At 35.8% G+C, this 17591-nt stretch carries 16 protein-coding genes and 3 pseudogenes; 10 read left to right on the forward strand and 9 right to left on the reverse strand.

What is annotated here, in order from left to right:
• The 10 genes and pseudogenes from IPK35_00225 to IPK35_00270 form a co-directional block, all read left to right on the forward strand.
• Nucleotides 1-252 (forward strand): hypothetical protein (locus IPK35_00225; GenBank protein ID MBK8051726.1); only part of this gene is annotated, 252 nt, incomplete at its 5' end.
• Between the two features lie 270 nt (nucleotides 253-522).
• Complete coding sequence (locus IPK35_00230) at nucleotides 523-852, forward strand: DUF1736 domain-containing protein (GenBank protein MBK8051727.1); 330 nt, start codon at nucleotides 523-525, stop codon at nucleotides 850-852.
• Nucleotides 853-869: 17 nt separating this feature from the next.
• A complete protein-coding gene (locus IPK35_00235; GenBank protein ID MBK8051728.1) occupies nucleotides 870-1094 on the forward strand; it encodes a hypothetical protein in 225 nt (74 codons plus the stop codon).
• Between the two features lie 51 nt (nucleotides 1095-1145).
• Entirely contained in the window at nucleotides 1146-1604 is a 459-nt protein-coding gene (locus IPK35_00240) for a hypothetical protein (GenBank protein MBK8051729.1), read from the forward strand.
• Between the two features lie 195 nt (nucleotides 1605-1799).
• The gene (locus IPK35_00245; protein ID MBK8051730.1) at nucleotides 1800-1997 is read left to right on the forward strand and encodes a DNA-processing protein DprA; all 198 of its coding nucleotides are present in this window, start codon (nucleotides 1800-1802) and stop codon (nucleotides 1995-1997) included.
• Nucleotides 1998-2161: 164 nt separating this feature from the next.
• Nucleotides 2162-2422 carry a DNA-processing protein DprA gene (locus IPK35_00250; protein ID MBK8051731.1) on the forward strand — a complete coding sequence of 87 codons (261 nt, stop codon included), beginning with the start codon at nucleotides 2162-2164 and terminating at the stop codon, nucleotides 2420-2422.
• A gap of 276 nt (nucleotides 2423-2698) precedes the next feature.
• A pseudogene (locus IPK35_00255) lies at nucleotides 2699-3704 on the forward strand (4-hydroxyproline epimerase).
• An 85-nt stretch (nucleotides 3705-3789) separates the two neighbouring features.
• Nucleotides 3790-4398 (forward strand): annotated as a pseudogene (locus tag IPK35_00260) (Uma2 family endonuclease).
• Nucleotides 4399-4446: 48 nt separating this feature from the next.
• Complete coding sequence (locus tag IPK35_00265) at nucleotides 4447-5100, forward strand: FAD-dependent oxidoreductase (protein ID MBK8051732.1); 654 nt, start codon at nucleotides 4447-4449, stop codon at nucleotides 5098-5100.
• On the forward strand, nucleotides 5097-5681 hold the full coding sequence (locus IPK35_00270) for an FAD-dependent oxidoreductase (protein ID MBK8051733.1): 585 nt from the start codon (nucleotides 5097-5099) through the stop codon (nucleotides 5679-5681). Before IPK35_00265 ends, IPK35_00270 begins: the two co-directional genes overlap by 4 nt.
• A gap of 46 nt (nucleotides 5682-5727) precedes the next feature.
• Here the strand turns inward: IPK35_00270 and IPK35_00275 are convergent.
• From IPK35_00275 to IPK35_00315, 9 genes and pseudogenes are all read right to left on the reverse strand, one after another.
• Nucleotides 5728-6937, reverse strand: a pseudogene (locus tag IPK35_00275) (IS256 family transposase).
• Nucleotides 6938-7091: 154 nt separating this feature from the next.
• Nucleotides 7092-7544 carry a hypothetical protein gene (locus IPK35_00280; GenBank protein ID MBK8051734.1) on the reverse strand — a complete coding sequence of 151 codons (453 nt, stop codon included), beginning with the start codon at nucleotides 7542-7544 and terminating at the stop codon, nucleotides 7092-7094.
• Nucleotides 7516-9798, reverse strand: a complete 2283-nt coding sequence (locus tag IPK35_00285; protein ID MBK8051735.1) for a serine hydrolase — start codon at nucleotides 9796-9798, stop codon at nucleotides 7516-7518. The genes IPK35_00280 and IPK35_00285 overlap by 29 nt, the downstream gene beginning before the upstream one ends.
• A 7-nt stretch (nucleotides 9799-9805) precedes the next feature.
• Complete coding sequence (locus IPK35_00290; protein ID MBK8051736.1) at nucleotides 9806-10708, reverse strand: ATP-binding cassette domain-containing protein; 903 nt, start codon at nucleotides 10706-10708, stop codon at nucleotides 9806-9808.
• A 3-nt stretch (nucleotides 10709-10711) separates the two neighbouring features.
• Entirely contained in the window at nucleotides 10712-12040 is a 1329-nt protein-coding gene (locus IPK35_00295) for a S41 family peptidase (protein MBK8051737.1), read from the reverse strand.
• A 1-nt stretch (nucleotide 12041) separates the two neighbouring features.
• Nucleotides 12042-12476: a MarR family transcriptional regulator gene (locus IPK35_00300; GenBank protein ID MBK8051738.1), complete on the reverse strand. Its 435-nt coding sequence runs from the start codon at nucleotides 12474-12476 to the stop codon at nucleotides 12042-12044.
• A gap of 115 nt (nucleotides 12477-12591) precedes the next feature.
• Nucleotides 12592-14097, reverse strand: coding sequence for a beta-lactamase family protein (locus IPK35_00305; GenBank protein ID MBK8051739.1), 1506 nt, complete (start codon nucleotides 14095-14097; stop codon nucleotides 12592-12594).
• Between the two features lie 189 nt (nucleotides 14098-14286).
• Nucleotides 14287-15390, reverse strand: a complete 1104-nt coding sequence (locus tag IPK35_00310; GenBank protein MBK8051740.1) for a hypothetical protein — start codon at nucleotides 15388-15390, stop codon at nucleotides 14287-14289.
• 404 nt (nucleotides 15391-15794) lie between these two features.
• On the reverse strand, nucleotides 15795-17531 hold the full coding sequence (locus IPK35_00315) for an alpha/beta hydrolase (protein ID MBK8051741.1): 1737 nt from the start codon (nucleotides 17529-17531) through the stop codon (nucleotides 15795-15797).
• Nucleotides 17532-17591: the final 60 nt, after the last annotated feature.

Raw genomic sequence — 17591 nt, forward strand, 5'->3', positions numbered from 1 at the left:
TTGGTCAAGGTAACCGGTATCGTCCTTTATCAATTGCCACTTTTGCAGTTGAATATGGTATTCTTTTCGGAAAGAAAACCCGGTATTCAGTCACTTTATCAATATTTACAGCTGTATGGTTTGACGGGCATTCTTTTATGGATGGTGCTGGCGCCCATGTTTAGAAATTTTACTGCAGTAACAAATGGTGGTTTCTGTCCCTTTGTTGGTGCATTGTTTTTATCGCTCACCCCATACATACTGAAGCTGTAGCAAATATCAAGGCAGAGATGAAATCATGGCCATGTTGTTTTCATTGGGGGCTCTTTATGGAGCAATGAGGTTTATAGACAATAGTAGCCTAAAATGGCTGTCGATAAGCATGGAATGTATTTTTTAGGTTTAACTATCAAAGAATGCCCACCTTTTTTGGCTATCATTCACTTTGGCATTACTTTTTAGGAAACCTGACTGGAACAAGCTCAGGAAACTAGTAATGTAGCTATAGTCACTACAGTCTTGTATCTTGTGCTACGATTCAATATGGCAGGTGTCCCAAAATTCAGTCAGGAGATCAAAGACATCATGAATAACCCATTTCTGAGCATGAAACCTGACCAAAAACTGGGGAGTATCATGTACACGTTACTCAAGTACATTCAACTCATGGTTTGGCCACATCCACTGTCTCATGATTATTATCCATATGCCATTCCGAAGATCAGCGTATTTAAACCTATTCCCTTACTTTCATTATTTACTTATATTAGTTTGTGGCCATCCTGGCATTCAAGGGATGGAGACAAAAGACGGTTTACTCATATTCCATTTGGTTTTACTTGTTTGCTCTCACGATCGTGTCCAACTTTGTGATCAACCTTGGCACATTTATGAATGAACGATTCATATTTATGGCCTCAGCAGGGTTTTGTATTGCTGTTGCCTATTTTTTAATGGAACATCTCCCGGCTTTGTCTCCTAAGTATGGTTACAAAGCAGGACTGGCTATAGCTTTAATTGCAATTATGGGGTATGGTGCCAAGACATTTGTTAGGGTGCCAGTGTGGAAAGATGCACTTTCACTCAATGAGGCCGCCGTAGCAATATCCTTCTAATAGTGCTCGCGCTAATTCATTTTTAGCAACTGCGCTTTTGAAAAATTCAAGGTGACAGAAAATATTGAAGAAAAAGAAAAACTTATAGACAGGACAGAAAAATATGCTCAAAAGGCAGTAGATATACTTCCGGAATATATCAATGGCAATCTGATGGTACTGGGTGTAGTATCTGAGCGGTACAAGTTTGACAAAGATATCAAAAAGTACATTGAAGGCATTCGACCTGTTATCCTGCGTCGGCCTGATATTGGTTTTATTAAAGAATTTAGTGATTATTTAAAAGGAAGCCATAACGAGGAGTTATTTCCATTTTATCTTGAAGTGGGTCAGGAATTGATGCAGTTTAACGATATGAGGAGGAGGTATTCAGTTGATTTTCTCAAATATGCTTATGAAATTCAACCAGCAAACAAGCAGGTAAATATAGCCCCTGGGCAAGCGTATGAAATAAACGGAAACGCAGCAGAAGCCGCAAGATTTAAAGCCGCAGCACAGTCTCTACAATGACCAGTCAGGAGTATTTATACCTCATAGCACTTACAAAAACACCAAAGTTGGACCTGTCATAGGGAAAAACCTTATTTCTTATTGTGGAGGCATAGAAGCAGTGTTTAAAGAAAGTAAAAAATCTGATAAAATACCCGGTATAGGACCTATCATAGCTGAAAATTTCGATCCTGTCGGTTTGCAAGCAGGAAAGAGATGGAGTTCATTGCTAAAAATGACATAACTCTTTTATCTTACTTGGATAAGAACTATCCAAAACGTATGCTTCAAATCGAATCATGTCCATTGATATTGTATTATAAAGGCAGCGCAGTACTCAACCATCACCGGACAGTAGCCATTGTCGGTACCAGAAAGCCTTCAGACTACGGAAAGTCATGTGTGAAAAAATAGTCGAAGGACTCAAACCCTATGATATCCTGCTGATCAGTGGTTTAGCGTATGGAATAGACGTTACAGCGCATAAAATCCCTTGAAGCAGACATACCTACTGTGGGTGTCCTCGGTCATGGTCTTGACCGGTTTATCCTTCTGATCATACATCTTTGGCTAAAAAAATGATACAGCATCACGGAGGTGTCATCACAGAATTTCCATCAGGCACCCTTCCCGATAGAGAAAATTTCCCTATGCGCAACAGAATCATTGCCATGAGCGATGTTGTAGTAGTAATAGAGTCTAAACGAAAAGGCGGATCAATCATCTCAGCTGAATTTGCCAATGATTTTAACAGAGATGTTTTTGCACTGCCGGACCTGTCAATGATGAACGTTCGGAAGGATGTAACAAACTCATCAAGCAAAATAAAGCGCATCTGATAGAATCCGCTCTGATATTGCTTATGTCATGAGATGGGAAGAACTGGATGCCAAAAAGTAGTTCAACAACAATTGTTTATCGAATTGGAAGAAGACGAGTCCAGAATGATGACCATCATCAGAGATGCAAGAGAGATCACAATTGGATGTACTTACTTATAAGATGGCAATGTCCCCATCCCTCTGTCAAGCCTGCTGCTCAAACTCGAATTTAAGGGCCTGGTGCGATCACTGCCCGGCAAAAAAATATACCCTGAACTGAATAAAAAATAAATGATGCAAAAAAAGCGGTTTTTCTGTATAGATGCCCATACATGTGGCAATCCTGTACGTGTGGTAGCAGGAGGTGGTCCGGACCTGAATGGAAAAATATGGTGGAGAAAAGAGCTTATTTTCTGGAACATCATGACTGGATCAGAAAAAGCCTCATGTTCGAGGCCCCGCGGTCATGATATGATGAGCGGAAGTATACTGTATCCACCCCATGACCCGCAAAAATGATGTTGCTGTCCTATTCATAGAAACCAGTGGATGTCTGCCTATGTGCACACGGTACTATCGGTACTATCACCATAGCCATTGAAGAAGGACTTATCACTCCTCGTAATCCTGGCAAAATAAAAATGGAAACCCCGGCAGGGTTGGTACATATAGTATATCACCAAAATGAAAAGGGTAAAGTGACATCTGTCAAATTAACGAACGTTGGTTCGTTTTTGTATAAAGCAGACTTAAAAATAGTTTGCCCGGATCTTGGAGAATTAACAGCTGATGTCGCTTACGGAGGTAATTTTTATGCTATCATAGATCCGCAGCAGAATTATCCCGGATTTGAAAAATATACAGCCGATCAACTCATATCCTGGAGCAGGGCAATACGTACAGATATCAACCAAAAATATACATTTCAGCATCCCGAGATTTCCGATATCAACTGGTGTAGCCATGTATTGTGGACGGGTGCCACGATCGATCCAACTTCTACCGCCAGAAATGCGGTATTTTATGGTGATAAAGCCATCGACAGATCACCATGTGGCACAGGTACTTCGGCGAGAATGGCACAGTGGTACGCAAAGGAAAACTGAAAGAAGGCGATAAGTTTGTTCACGAAAGTTTTATTGGCAGTAAGTTTACAGGTACAATCGAAGGACTCACCAAAGTTGGACCATTTGATGCCATCATTCCCGGTATCGAAGGCTGGGCAAAAATATATGGGTACAATACCATTCTTGTTGACCCTGAAGACGATCCATATGCCGGTGGATTTCAGGTGATTTGAAAAATATATTTTCCTATAAACCGGATATCTATCTTGTGAGATGTAAAACAGTCTTATATTTGTGTTCAGAAAATATCTTAAACATATGTCTGAAAATATTAAAGAAAATGTTGTCAGTGAGCCTGCGGGTGAATATGGTATTGAATATACTTATGCCGACTATATGAAATTTGAATTTGAAGAAATGGTCGAGCTTATACGCGGTAAGATCTTCAGAATGAGCCCAGCACCAAGGTCATCACACCAGATTGCTGCCGGGAATTTGCATGGGCCTATGTGGCAATTGCTTAGAAAGTCGACATGCAGGGCATTTATAGCTCCGTTTGATGTCATACTACCTATCGCCAATAAGAAAGAGATAAAGCCACTACAGTGGTTCAACCTGATATTTGTGTGATTTGTAATCCTGAAATAGTTGAGGATGCAGGTTGTTTTGGAGTGCCGGACTGGATTATAGAAATCCTGTCTCCACATACCAGTAAAAAGGACCTTCAACTGAAATATGATGTATATGAAGAAGCAGGCGTAAAGGAATATTGGATAGTTATGCCTCAGGAAAAGCTCATCGAAGTATTTATCCTTGAAAACAATAAATACCGTCGTATCAAAACCTACGCGCAGGATGATGAGGTGACATCATATACACCCTGACTTGACTTACAAATTGGAAGAAATCTTTACTGATATAAAATAATAATATATCAGCACTTTCTTTTTTAATGAATAATACACAGAATACTTAATGCACATTACCATAATCGGAGCCGGAGTCATAGGAATGACAACAGCATACTACCTCACTAAAGCAGGACATGAAGTGACCATTATCGAGAAAAGTGATGGCACTAACAATTGTTCGTTTGGAAATGCAGGATATATCTCTCCCAGTCATTTTATACCCTTGGCATCACCGGGGATAGTGGCTCAGGGGCTTAAATGGATGCTGAGTTCCTCCAGTCCTTTTTATATCAAGCCCAGGCTCGACACATCATTAGTAAAATGGGGACTAAAGTTTTACTCCAATGCCAACGAAAAAACTGTTGCAAAAAATGCTCCGCATCTCAATAATATCTTGCAACTATCCAGAAAACTGACTATCGATCTCAACAATGATCTTAATAAGGGTTTTTCATTGGAGACCAAAGGTTGCTTTATGTTGTACAAAACAGAAGAAACCGGCCACCACGAAGCCGAACTAGCCCGAGAAGCAAAAAAATACGGAATGGAAGCGACGGTGATGTCTCAGTCAGAAATACAAAAGATGGAACCGGCTGTCACGGTAGATGTAATTGGGGGCGTCTATTTTCCTATCGATTGTCATCTTCATCCATTACATGATGGCGTCCATCACTCAATGGCTGACCTATGCAGGTGTAAAAATTTTATATCAACATGAGGTCCGGGATTTCAGTAGAATCAGGACAAGTTAAAGCGGTAATAACCGATAAGGGCAAAATCACTTGCGATCATTTGGTAGTAGCAGTAGGTTCTTGGCTGGAAATATTGTCTGCTAAGCTTGGTATCAGTCTTTTGCTTCAAGCTGGAAAAGGATATAGTGTCACCTATAATAACAGGCCCTATAATTTGGCCCATCCTTCCATTTTAGTAGATGCGAGAGTAGCTATGACGCCACTAGGCAATTCACTTAGGGTAGGTGGTACTATGGAGCTGACAGGCATCAATAGCGATATCAATATGAAAAGGGTCAAACCTATAGTAGATGCGGCAAATGATTATTATCCTGATTTACACCTCCCGGAGGCACAAGTGGAAAAAGTATGGAGTGGACTTCGTCCTTGTTCGCCGGATGGATTACCGTATTTAGGCAACAGCCCGCATCATCAAAATGTAACTATTGCGGGTGGCCACGCCATGTTGGGCATATCATTGGCAGCAGCTACTGGATTATTGGTAAAACAAATTGTCCAGAAGGAAAAAACAGAAATTCCTGTTGAAGCTTTCAGAGTGGAAAGGTAAAATTCCGAGGCTGTAAAATATTTTGTGTAAACAAAACTTCAAAGAATTATGGCTGAATCAAATTATCCTCAAAGATAATTAAAATTTCATTATGAGTAATATGCCAGTTATGAATTGGCATTGTCCATTTAACTTGAATTTGCTGAATAGCAAGATATACAGATTTCAAGGCTGCCTGATCATTTGGAAAAAGTGTTTTGGTTTTGGTAAATTTTCTGATGGCTCTGTTGAGGCCTTCAATGGTATTAGTGGTATACATAATTTTACGAATGTTAGTAGGATACTGAAACATGGGAGATAGATTTGACCAGTTTGCTTCCCAACTTTTAATGGCATAGGCATATTTAGACCCCCATTTTGCTTTAAAAGCTTCAAAAGCAATGAGAGCAGTTTCCATATTTAAAGCGGCATAAACAGTTTTTAAATCAGCCAGGAAGGCCCTTCTATCTTTCCATGGGACAAACTTCATAGAGTTTCTGATTTGATGAACGATACAAAGCTGGGATACGGTATCGGGGAAAGCAGTTTGAATGGCCTGAGTGAATCCTGTAAGATTGTCAGTGCATGCAATGAGCATCTTTTAACGCCCCTGTCTTTGAGCTCATTTAAGACAGAAAGCCAAAACGCGGCAGACTCGTTGGCGCTCATCCAGATGCCCAAAACTTCTTTGATCCCATTGGTTTTCAGTCCTATAACGATATAAATACTCTTGTTGATGATTTTATTATCCTGCCGGATTTTAAAACAAATACAATCCATCCAAACGATGTAATAAGTATTATCCAAAGGTCTGTTTTGCCATTCCTGGATAGCCGGAATCATTTTGTTTGTAATATCTGAAACAAAGGTTTTAGAAACGTCTAAGCCATAAATTTCCTGAATTTGAGCTGTTATGTCATCGGTGCTCATACCTCTGCTGTAAAGAGATGTAATGACAGATTCTACTTTCTCAGTGGTAGTTTGGCCCTTGGGAACATGATAGGCTCAAATTCACCGTTACGATCCCGTGGAATATCCAACTCTACCTGTCCTTGTGTAGTGCGTATCTTTTTCTTATAAGACCCATTCCGGGAATTACCTGAATTAATCCCATCGGGCGAGTGTTTTGAATAGCCTAAATGATGACTTAGTTCAGCTTTTAAAAGTTCTTGAATGCCATCTTTGTAAAGACCATTCATAACATTGTCAAAATCATTAAGAGACTTGACATCCTGAAGAAATTCAGAGAGATTAAGATTAAATTTGTTACTTTGCATAACTATTAAATTTGTTAGGTTAAAAAATGTGTCTGTACTTGGTCGCACAAACATATTAAAAAATTTTCCATCTGTGGGGGGTACCCCCCACAGATGGAAGCCTAACTCCTTGATACTAGTTTACACAATCTTTCTTACACTCCCAAGCTTCACTCTATTCTTCGATTGAAAATCTAAAATTTACAATAGGTAGTGCACTACTATCTATCCTTGCTTTGATGTAATTTACACTATTACTTTTTAACTTATTTCTTTTTTCTAGATTCCCTTTATTATATATCACCTTTTGGGTATCTATTTGGTAGTGTGCTAAACTTATAGAAACGAATATCTCATTCACTACTTCTCGCCCTCCGATTTCGAGTAATTTTTCCTTTGACAATGCATTTGGTCCTACATCAAAAAATATTGGATCAGCACCACATTCAACCTTGAGTTCTTTCAGTGTATATAGAGTATTATTTCTGATTATTATAGGGAAATTGCCTTCAAGTTTTTGACAACTCAAAAACATAGAAGGTATTAATAATGAACAAAGTAGCATTAACAGTGAATATCTTGTGCTCAGAATAAATAACTTATCTGGTCTTTGCAAAGTATGTTTCATGATGTCTGAATTTAATTTTTAAACCTCTAACCTTTTTGTTTTCAAATTGGAATGTTTTTATACTCGGGTTTTCCATATTTACAAATTCACTATTGCTTACGAAATATATTTTCATTTTTTGTTTATTAGTTACAAGGTATAAAGTGTTGTTTTCTTTCACGATTTCGAGCTTTCTTTTTTCCACTTTTGCTTCATAAGCACCAAGATATTGATTTGATGTGTTATCTTGAACAACTACAGTTTTTCTTTTTTCCTTTTTATCAAAACCACCCCAATTATACACTTCAATCACGTTGTTGCCTAGTTCTTTAATAATTTGATCATTTTCAGAATTGATAAAAATTGCTACGCCATAGCCATCCTTCATACTGCCATAATAGGCACCGCTAAAGCCCCAATTACCTGCTTCGTGACTAAAATATTTGTGCCCTTTGATATCGTCTACGAAAAAGCCTAATGCTGATCTTTCGTCTATGTATGGTGTCAACATAAGTTCTGTGTTTTTTTGATTAATGATTTTATTGGAAGTACCCATTAAAGATTTTTGAATCTCAATTATAAATTTACACATGTCTGTGGGTGTCGTCCAAAGCCCAGCTGCTGCTTGTTCTACCATGATAGGATATTTATATGGTAAGACTTTACCCAGACTGTCATAACCTGTAGCAGCTATTGGTTTTTTACTTTCCGGAATAGGTTGTGAGTAAAAGCTGTTAGTCATTTGTAGTGGTTTTAAAATATGTTCAGCCATATAATTGTCATATTTACTTTTGGCAACATCCATCATCATCAATTGACTTATCATCGTACCACCACCAGAATATTCCATTTTTTTATTGGGCTCAAAGATAGACCTTACTGCTTTGGAATTTGCAGGTTTTTGACCATCTAATATTTGAAGCATGTTCGGTAAACTATCTCCTTGTCTATATCCTTCAAATCCTCTTACACTTAAGCCTGCGGTATGACTTAATAAATTTGCAAGTGAGATAGTTTTACCCTTGTATTGTTGATCATAGGGAAACTTCCAGGTATGTAAGTATAGGTTTATATCTGCAAATAAGTCAATTTTTTTATTTTGTACCAGGTGCATAAGAGCTAATGCATTTACTGATTTGCTCAAAGAGCCTGGCTCAAATAAAGTATTGGTGGTTACAGGTACGTTCTCTTCTTCATTGGCCAAGCCATAGCCTTTTGCCCACTCTATTTTATAATTATGTATAACAGCGATACTGAGTCCTTTTACTTTGTGAAATTTCATTCTTTCAGTGAGAGTCCATTCAGGATTATCATTATTGTCATCAAGGTCATGTGCACCTAAATTATTTTCTACCTGTCTTATAAGTTGTTCTATCTCTTCGGGATTATGACTTGAGAAAGATTTTTTATTGTTATTTTTATTGTAACTGAGTAGTAAAAACAAAGCTAAAACTAATCCTACAGACAAAACAAAAATCAATGGTTTTACTCGCAAATATTTAGATTGTGTGACTTGCGTTTTACAAAAGAAAATCAAATAATTGGCCAAGCTAAAATATAAAAAATACCCCAATGCCCATTTTGATATATTAATGCTTTCGTCTATTCTGTTGTCCGCTACAAGAAACTTCATGCCTCCATATGTGTATGGCATAATATATCCATACTGATTGTTGATCGCAATGAGTGCCGCCACCGTCAATGCCAAACCAATACCCATTGGGATAATAAAATTTCTAATATGTAAACTAAGTAAGTATTGTAGGGCAACAATAGGCAGACACCATAAAAAGTAATATGAACTTCGTTCTATATATTCCAGATAAGGAAAGGCATCTGTAGGATAAGGGACATCCTTAAGTAAAAATGAAGGCAAGACGACTGATAAGTAAATACCTAGATTGAACAAAAAGAAAAATTGAATGAGCACAAAAAAGACGATGGCATATTTAGCCCAAAATATCGTCGATATTTTTTGTGGAGTGGTATAAACCTGCTTCCAGGTATTGTTTCGAAACTCAATTTGAGCAAGTAAACTACTCGCTAAAATGATACCCATCGGCAATAACAAAACTGCCATAAATTGCCAATTCTGATTGAATATTTTCATCCAGGCACCTTGAGATGAATTGACAAGTAAGGTTTGGTTGTGTTGTACCAATCTACTAATAGTAATGATAACGGGAACAAATAAAGCACCGGCAATAGTCAACCACATTACTGCACTATTTTTGGTTTTTATCCATTCACTTTGAAAACTATTTATAAAATTCATAGGTAGCTCAATTGATGTAATTCATAAAAATATCTTCCAGATCGGTATCTCTTCTCTGCACCTCATAGACCCTGATGTCGTTTTGGACGATGCACTGCACTATACTCCCAATTTCTTCATCTGTGTATGCTGCAATCTGTATCTTATTATCTATCATAGTCACCTCATAGCTGTTTTTCAAAATCGACATGGCCTTTTCATTTTGTGAAGTTTGAAGCATTACACCACTTGTTTTTTTATTGGTGATAAGCAAATCATGATAGGTACCTTCAAACAACATATTTCCCTTATTAATAAGACCGATATGTGTCACTAATTTTTCAATTTCACTCAATAAATGGCTTGAGATCAATATTGTAATTCCTCGTTCTTTATTTAGGTGAATGAGTAAATCTCTGATTTCGATGATGCCGTTGGGATCAAGCCCGTTGGTTGGTTCGTCCAATATCAAAAGTCTTGGATTATTTAGCAAGGCTATAGCTAGGCCTAATCTTTGTTTCATTCCCAGCGAAAAGTCTGTAGCCTTTTTATTTCCTGTGTCTGATAAGCCTACGATGTTAAGCACATTTTCTATACTCTGGATTGGACATTGGTATATTTTTTGCCAAACAAGTAAGTTTTGTTTTGCAGAGAGTTGACCGTAAATGGAAGGATATTCTATTAATGAACCCGTTTGTTTTAATATTTCTATTCGATTTTTATCGAATGATTTTCCAAAAATATTAATTTTCCCATCTTGCTTTTGAAGCAATCCGAGCATCAATCGCAATGATGTGGTTTTACCTGCACCATTCGGACCTAGGAAGCCGTAAATACTGCTTTCAGGTACTGTGATATTGATTTTGTTGAGCACCTTTTGTTTATTATCAAAATAGTGGCTAAGATTATTTATTTCTATAGCGTATGTCATCGATTATTTTTTGTTTTTCAATATAGTTTCTTCATAACCATCGTCCCAATACATTTTGAAGGCAGTGCATTTACCTTTTTCATCCATTACAAATTCAATCTGATAATCATCTTCTATTTGATAAAGTGTATCAGTGATTGCCTTTGTTTTTATTGGCATTTTATGGTTTTTCTTATCCATAAAATGCACCTGATTATCTTTGAGTGTAACTTCAAAATATTCGTATTCACCTACAAAAGATGAAATTACTGACAAATCAGGGTTAAACTTTGTATTTTTTGATTTGGAATAATTAATTAAATAGTTGATTTGCCTTTTTTCATCATCTGATTTTGCCTTACTTAGTTTTGCCTCTAAAATTTTCGTTTTGGCAGCTGCCAAACTGTATTCTTCCTCTACCTTAAAAATTGGAATTACGCCCGTTCCTTCCCAATCTGTTTTGGTTATCACATTTTCTCCACGCATAAAAGGGATAAAACCAACAAAACCATTGCCCAAACTAAAACTTCTGGTTAAATGAGCCCCACCTCTTGTGTTTTCACCAATTATTACTGCATTTTTTAAATTTTGTAAATTATAGGCAAATGACTCAGCAGCAGAGAAAGTTCTATGGCTTGTTAGCAAATAGATAGGCATGTTCAAAACCAAGTCATTGCTATTTTTTACATATTCATCCGTCCATTTATTTTCAATTCTATTAAAACTCCTGCCTGTCAAAGTTTTTGCACTAAAAAAATAACCTAAAATTTCACCCGTTACTTTCCCATTTCCACCAAAATTATTCCTCAAATCAATTATTAAGGCATCAGTATTTGCCACCAATTGCATGGCAGCGTGAATGGTTTTACTCGTAGATTGACTTGGAACGGCAAATCCATTTAATTCTATGTAGCCAATATTTGATGAGAGAATTTCTACTTTTCTAAAATGAAAATTCTTTTTCTTATCAATTTCAATATCTTCGGAAGTAATTTTTTTAGATCCTTTTTTAGAAGATAAAAATTCCAAAATTTCTTTTTCAAGTTCTGGATTGTACTCTATCCGCAAATGTTTATCACCATAAATTGAGCGAAGGTCTTTGGTTACCCTATTCGCCAATTCGTTTTCATTTCTAAGTGAATCATAAATGCCTTTTACGTTTTGTTGCACCAGAAACTCAATCATTGACTTTGCTTTTTCAGGATAGACATAGTTTCTATTCAATGTTTTACAAAGATTAGTAATCAAAGTATTTTTTGATGCCGAATTTATTTGAAAAGCAGATTTGTCTTGTGCAAATAACCCATTGCAGGTTACGATTACGAATACGAATAACAGGATGTACTTTTTCATATTATTTACTTTTAATATTAGTTGTTATTTTTAAAAGAATAGCCTGTAATTGCTCAACTTCAACACTTGATATTTGAACCAAAGCCTTTGTTCTGTTGGCACTAATAATTGGTTCAAGAGATTCAATTATTTGTATTCCTTTTTCGGTTAGTGATAGTTTAAATCGTCGCCTGTCTTCTTGGTGAAAATCTCTGTTCAAAAAGCCATGTTTTACCAATAACTCTATCATTCTTGTGATTGAAGCAAAATCTTTAAATACTTTTATTGCCAACTGTTGCTGACTGATAGTGGCATCTTCTTGGATTGTTTTAAGCACCAACCATTGGTCAATAGTGATGTCGAAACCAGCATCTTTAATGCTTTTTTGAGCAAATTGTCTGTACATTTTGATAGTCTTTTCTATACTATAAAATATTACTTGGTCTAAACTTTTCATATATTTGATTTATTTGATGCAAATATAATTGATATATCAATAAAAACAAACAATATAGATCCATTTTTTCGATTTATAACTTAAAAAAAGAGAGTTGAGAGTTTTGAAGCCATATTCAATTAGTTTTGATTACTTCACCAGAATATTCTCCGTTGTTTTTTAAGATAATACTATTTCCTTTGGTAAACTCTAGCGTGTATCCTCTAGATAGTACAAAAGCATTATTTTCTGAAGAAAAATAAAGTCGTTCAGCGTGGCCATCATTGATAGTCTGTATGTACCAATGATCTTTGTCTTGGGTTATTGAAAATGAGTATTCCTTTTTTGATGATGGCAATTTATATTTCCCTATAAAAGCGCTATTTGGTAATGGTTGTGTTGGTATAGCATGATTGTATTTGAATTCTACAAATTTGTCCCATTCAAATGTAGTAGCAACGCTATTGATCACTTCGGGTATGATACCAGCATACGATGAGTTTAAAGTGATGACTGCTCCGTCGATTCCGTCTATACTGCCTATGAAGATTGATGTATATCCATCTATGCTTCCTGTATGTGTAAAATATTTTCGTCCACCTTTTTCAAAAAGCATAAGACCCAATCCATTTTTATATGGAAGATCAAGGTTGCCGGTATAAGTGATCGATTCCAGCTGTGGGTTCACCATTTTATCTACTGTTTCTTTCTTGAGTAAAGCATTATCTTTTCCTAGCAAAGAATTTTGGATGGCAATTACCATCTTTGCAATATCATGAGATGTTGAGACCAATCCACCTTCAGCCTGGCATGGAAATACCCATTGCGGAACCACTTGGTAATCAAAGACGTAGCCACATGCAAGATTAGATTGTTTTGTAGCATCCAATTTCAATACAAAAGTACTATTGCTCATTTGTAAAGGATTGAAAATCGTACTAGTTAAGAGACGATTATAATCTTTGTCAAAATTATCATGAAGTATTTTTTGCAAGATACAGATCGCTTGATTGGAATATTGGTAGGCTTCATTGAGTTTGGTCACACAGTAAGCTCCATCTCCTAATGCCGGTTTTTCCCCTTTTACGATCTGTATAATTGTTGGCAAAGGCTTATCATGGCTATAATCTCCCGAAGGTCCATCATCTCTATTGATCCCTGCTGTGTGACTCAATAAATTGGCAATCGTTATTTTTTGTCCTTTGGAGTATTTATTTTCTTTAAAACTTCCGTCTTTAATATATTCTCTAAAATCCGCTGTAAGTGAGAGCTTACCTTCTTCCACTAATTTCATGATGCAAAGTGCATTCGCAGTCTTACTAACCGATGCAAAGTGAAAAAGAGTGTTGTTATCGGACTTTATATTTTTTGTAATGTTTGCATTGCCGTAAGATTTGGATAGTACTATCTGTCCATTCTTTATAACAGATATTGAAAGAGCAGGTACTTTTCTGAATTTCATTCGCTCTTCAATATTGAATAATTGCTTAGTACTATCTTTAATCTGTTGATTACTTAACAAACTATTTTCAAACTGCTGTACTTTTACTAAATCTTCTTGAGCTATTGAAAATTGGCAGTAAAACATAATTATGAAAAATATCCCAAAGGATGATGCTTTTCGAATTGATTCTGATTTCATATAAAATACCTTTGATCTGAAATAAATTATAAACATATCGATGGATCAAAGGAAGGACGATCCAATAAGTGTTTTGTTACTGTTTGGAACCAATTTTTCATTTTCATTCTTTTTTCAAAGTGCCTTCAGCCAACTTATTATGCTTGCACAAAAATCTTTGTGGAGCAAAAAAACAACAGCTAAATGTGGTTATTCTTCAGGTGCGTCATTGATATTAGTAACTTTAATTCCTTTTTCTTTGAAAAGTTTCGTCATTATAGCTGCATGATTTGTACCAACTACTATAACTACTTTTTTAAATAAATTTGATTTTGCTCTATTAATTGTATTGTCACACATATCATTATTCCTAAGCCACCAATAATGGAGCATCCATCCATAGAAGTCAGCTGGGAAAAAATCTAATTGTCTGTATTCATCTGAGACAAAATTAATCCTATAAATCCACTCTGTAATTTGTGGACTGTTCAAGACTTCTGTAAAATGATTTTCACCATATTTTTTCACTGCATCTTCCATTAGATAATCCATTCGTTTTTGCACTAATTTATTCAATTGGTTTACTTTGATCCCAGTTTGGCTCAAAGAATCAGTTTTGTAAACTTCAAGTCTAGTTTTAAAAATTGAATCTGCTTCCGCCCAAGCCTTATTCCATTTTTCGTCCCATCTTTGTGAGTCCATAGGATACATTTTTTTCATGCCAAATTTGATCATCATCGGATGAGCAATATAATCATACTCGTCATCACTATAATAATTTATCATTTTATGAAGAGAATCTATAGAAACAGGTAAAAACAACCTTCTAGCATAATTAAAAACAGCAGTATCTTGTTGGTTTGACTTGAGATATTTAGCTACTTGCCACATTTGAAAATAACCATTGCCAGCATCTAAATTTAGATAATATGCAAAGGCTAAATCTATATGTGCCTTCATGTCATCGGGATTGTGATTTTCATGGTTTTCAAGTTGATTAATCTCTGAATTCAGGTCATTTTCTTTTATCGGTTTACGACTCATTAATCTTGATGTTCGTTTCAAAACGTTAGCCTTATTCCAATAGTTTTTGATACTCTTCTCATCCTCAGGAGAGAGCCACTCACCAAAAAAAGCATCTGGTTTGAAAATCCTAATTTTTTCGTGTATTCTCGTTAGGTCCTGATTAGAGTTTGGATCGTAACTGTGCGATGCTCCAATCATCAATACTTCTAAATCCTGGGTAGGAGTTTGACTAAATATAGGTAAAGTAAACGAGCAAAATATTATTAGATGTATAAATTTAAGCGTCATGTCAGATTGTTTTTGTATTAAGCAATATGGCATAAGGACGAAATTAATGTAATGAAGGTTGCAATTTTAAAGTAACTATTTTGAATGTATATGACCAAATTGAAATTTTAAGGTATTAAATCAACGACTGGTTTAACTACGACTTACGTTAGATGAGTCTTTAAAAGTCAGTATTTTATTGACATTTCAATTTCAATTAACCAATTTCCTGATATCTTCACACTCACTGATGATCATATGCTTGTACTCAGAATCTTCAATCTTGTCAATTATGTATTGACCATACCATCGAGCTTAACATAAGTTGTAGGTATGAGTGCTAAACATATCGATTGATCAAAAGAAGGACGATCCAAAAAGCGTTTTGTTACTGTTTGGAACCAATTTTTCATTTTCAATTTTTTTTAAAGTGCCTTCAGCCAACTTTTCATGTTTGCAAAAAAATCTTTATGAAATTTTGTCAGGTCTGCAAAGTCATTCCTGCACACTGAATTGGTCTCAAGGCCGATATGTTGGCTATTGTTTAGCAAAATAGTTTTTATGTTTTTATTTTGTAAGTTATCTACTTTGGATTTTACATCTTTGGATGGTGTAGAATCGTCATGTTCAGAAAATAGCATCAATGTAGGTTTGTTAAAGCCTTTCCAAATGGGCAATGGATTAAAGTTTATTTCCAATGCCGTAAACCATTGATTTCTATTGTTCAAATCGATTTGATAACTTCTAGGAAATAGCCAATCTCTGATAAGCGTGTCTTTTTCAATCTTCTTGGTAAAATCGTCCAATTTTGCAGCATGAGATTGATTTTGTAAATAATCAAAAAAGTACCGCTGTTGGGTAAGTGCATTTTCTATTTGGGTTTTAGCGTAAATATTTGCACATTTCATTGAGACTTCTGTGTTGTATAAGTTTTGATCTATCACATTGATACCACTACCTGCTGCACCTATCGTCAAAGCAAAACCAATATCGTTTTTCCTTTTTTCTATGGCTTTTGCGATGATCCATCCCGCTTGACTACTACCTCCTAAGCCAATCTTAGTTAATCTCAAATCCTTCCTAGTCTTTAGATAGTCAAGCCCACCAAGAGCATCATCTGCCAACTCAGCAAAACTTTCATATTCGCTATTTCCTTCTGATTGTCCGACGCCTTGCTTATCGTATGTCAGAACTGTAATGCCTTCTCTTGCAAAAATATCAGCACATAATCTTATGATAGATACATATCCGTTTCTGTCTTGTTGACCCGAGCCGTGTACCAATACAATTGCCTTTCCACTTGGTTTTTGCGGAATAAATATAGTACCGCCCAATTTTATACCCTTAATGTTTAAATAAGTCACTTTTTCATTTATATAAAATGGTTTTTTGGTAGCTGATGCTATTAGTTTTTCCTTTTCATAAATTTCTAGTTTGTCGTCTTTAAACTTAAATGTTTGTACTACTTCATCAGATCTGACAGCATTCCCAACAGTCCAGGTCGTTGCATTTACTTTGCCTAGGCCACGATATTCATTGGTTTTTTCAAAATAGACATATAATCTAACTTGCGACCGACCTATGACGATGATTTGGTTGGTTTCAGTGACATAATCTCCCAAAAGTTCATCATAATATTGCGGATAAAGCAATTCTTCCCTTTCGGGTATGGTTTTGTGGCCCGCATTTTCATATTCTATAAAGTCGGTATTGGTAGTGGCATCCGTTTTAAACTTCCATACACCATCTTGCAGTTCAAGGACAGTAGATATTTTGCCAAATGAAAATGAAGATGGTTTATTGGGTGTTAATACTTCAAGCCTGTAAAATCCATTATCCAATACATTATCACCTACTTTTTTTCTGTCAATAATCTTAAATGTGAGTTGCAGTTTCTGATTATTGTCTTTAATAGCTTGAAAGAATTTAGCAAAATATTTTTTTATATCTTCCTTTCCTTTCAATGAGTTCGGATTGCTTCTGTCGTATAGGTTGAGTGCTTCTGCATTGATTGTGTACAGATTTGCGAGTTTCTCTGCATCCAACTCATCATACGCCTTGACAAAATTTTCATATAGCAAATTGGGAATAGGCTCGGTATTTTGTCCAAAAGTGGAAGAAAATGCAAACAATAATAAAAGACTAAATACAACAAGTTTCATAAGCTACCATTTTATACTTATGTTAAACGTTTTTTTGGATACATACGTTGATTTTTGATA

Source organism: Saprospiraceae bacterium (genome assembly GCA_016713025.1).
In the GTDB taxonomy this organism is placed as follows: Bacteria; Bacteroidota; Bacteroidia; order Chitinophagales; family Saprospiraceae; genus OLB9.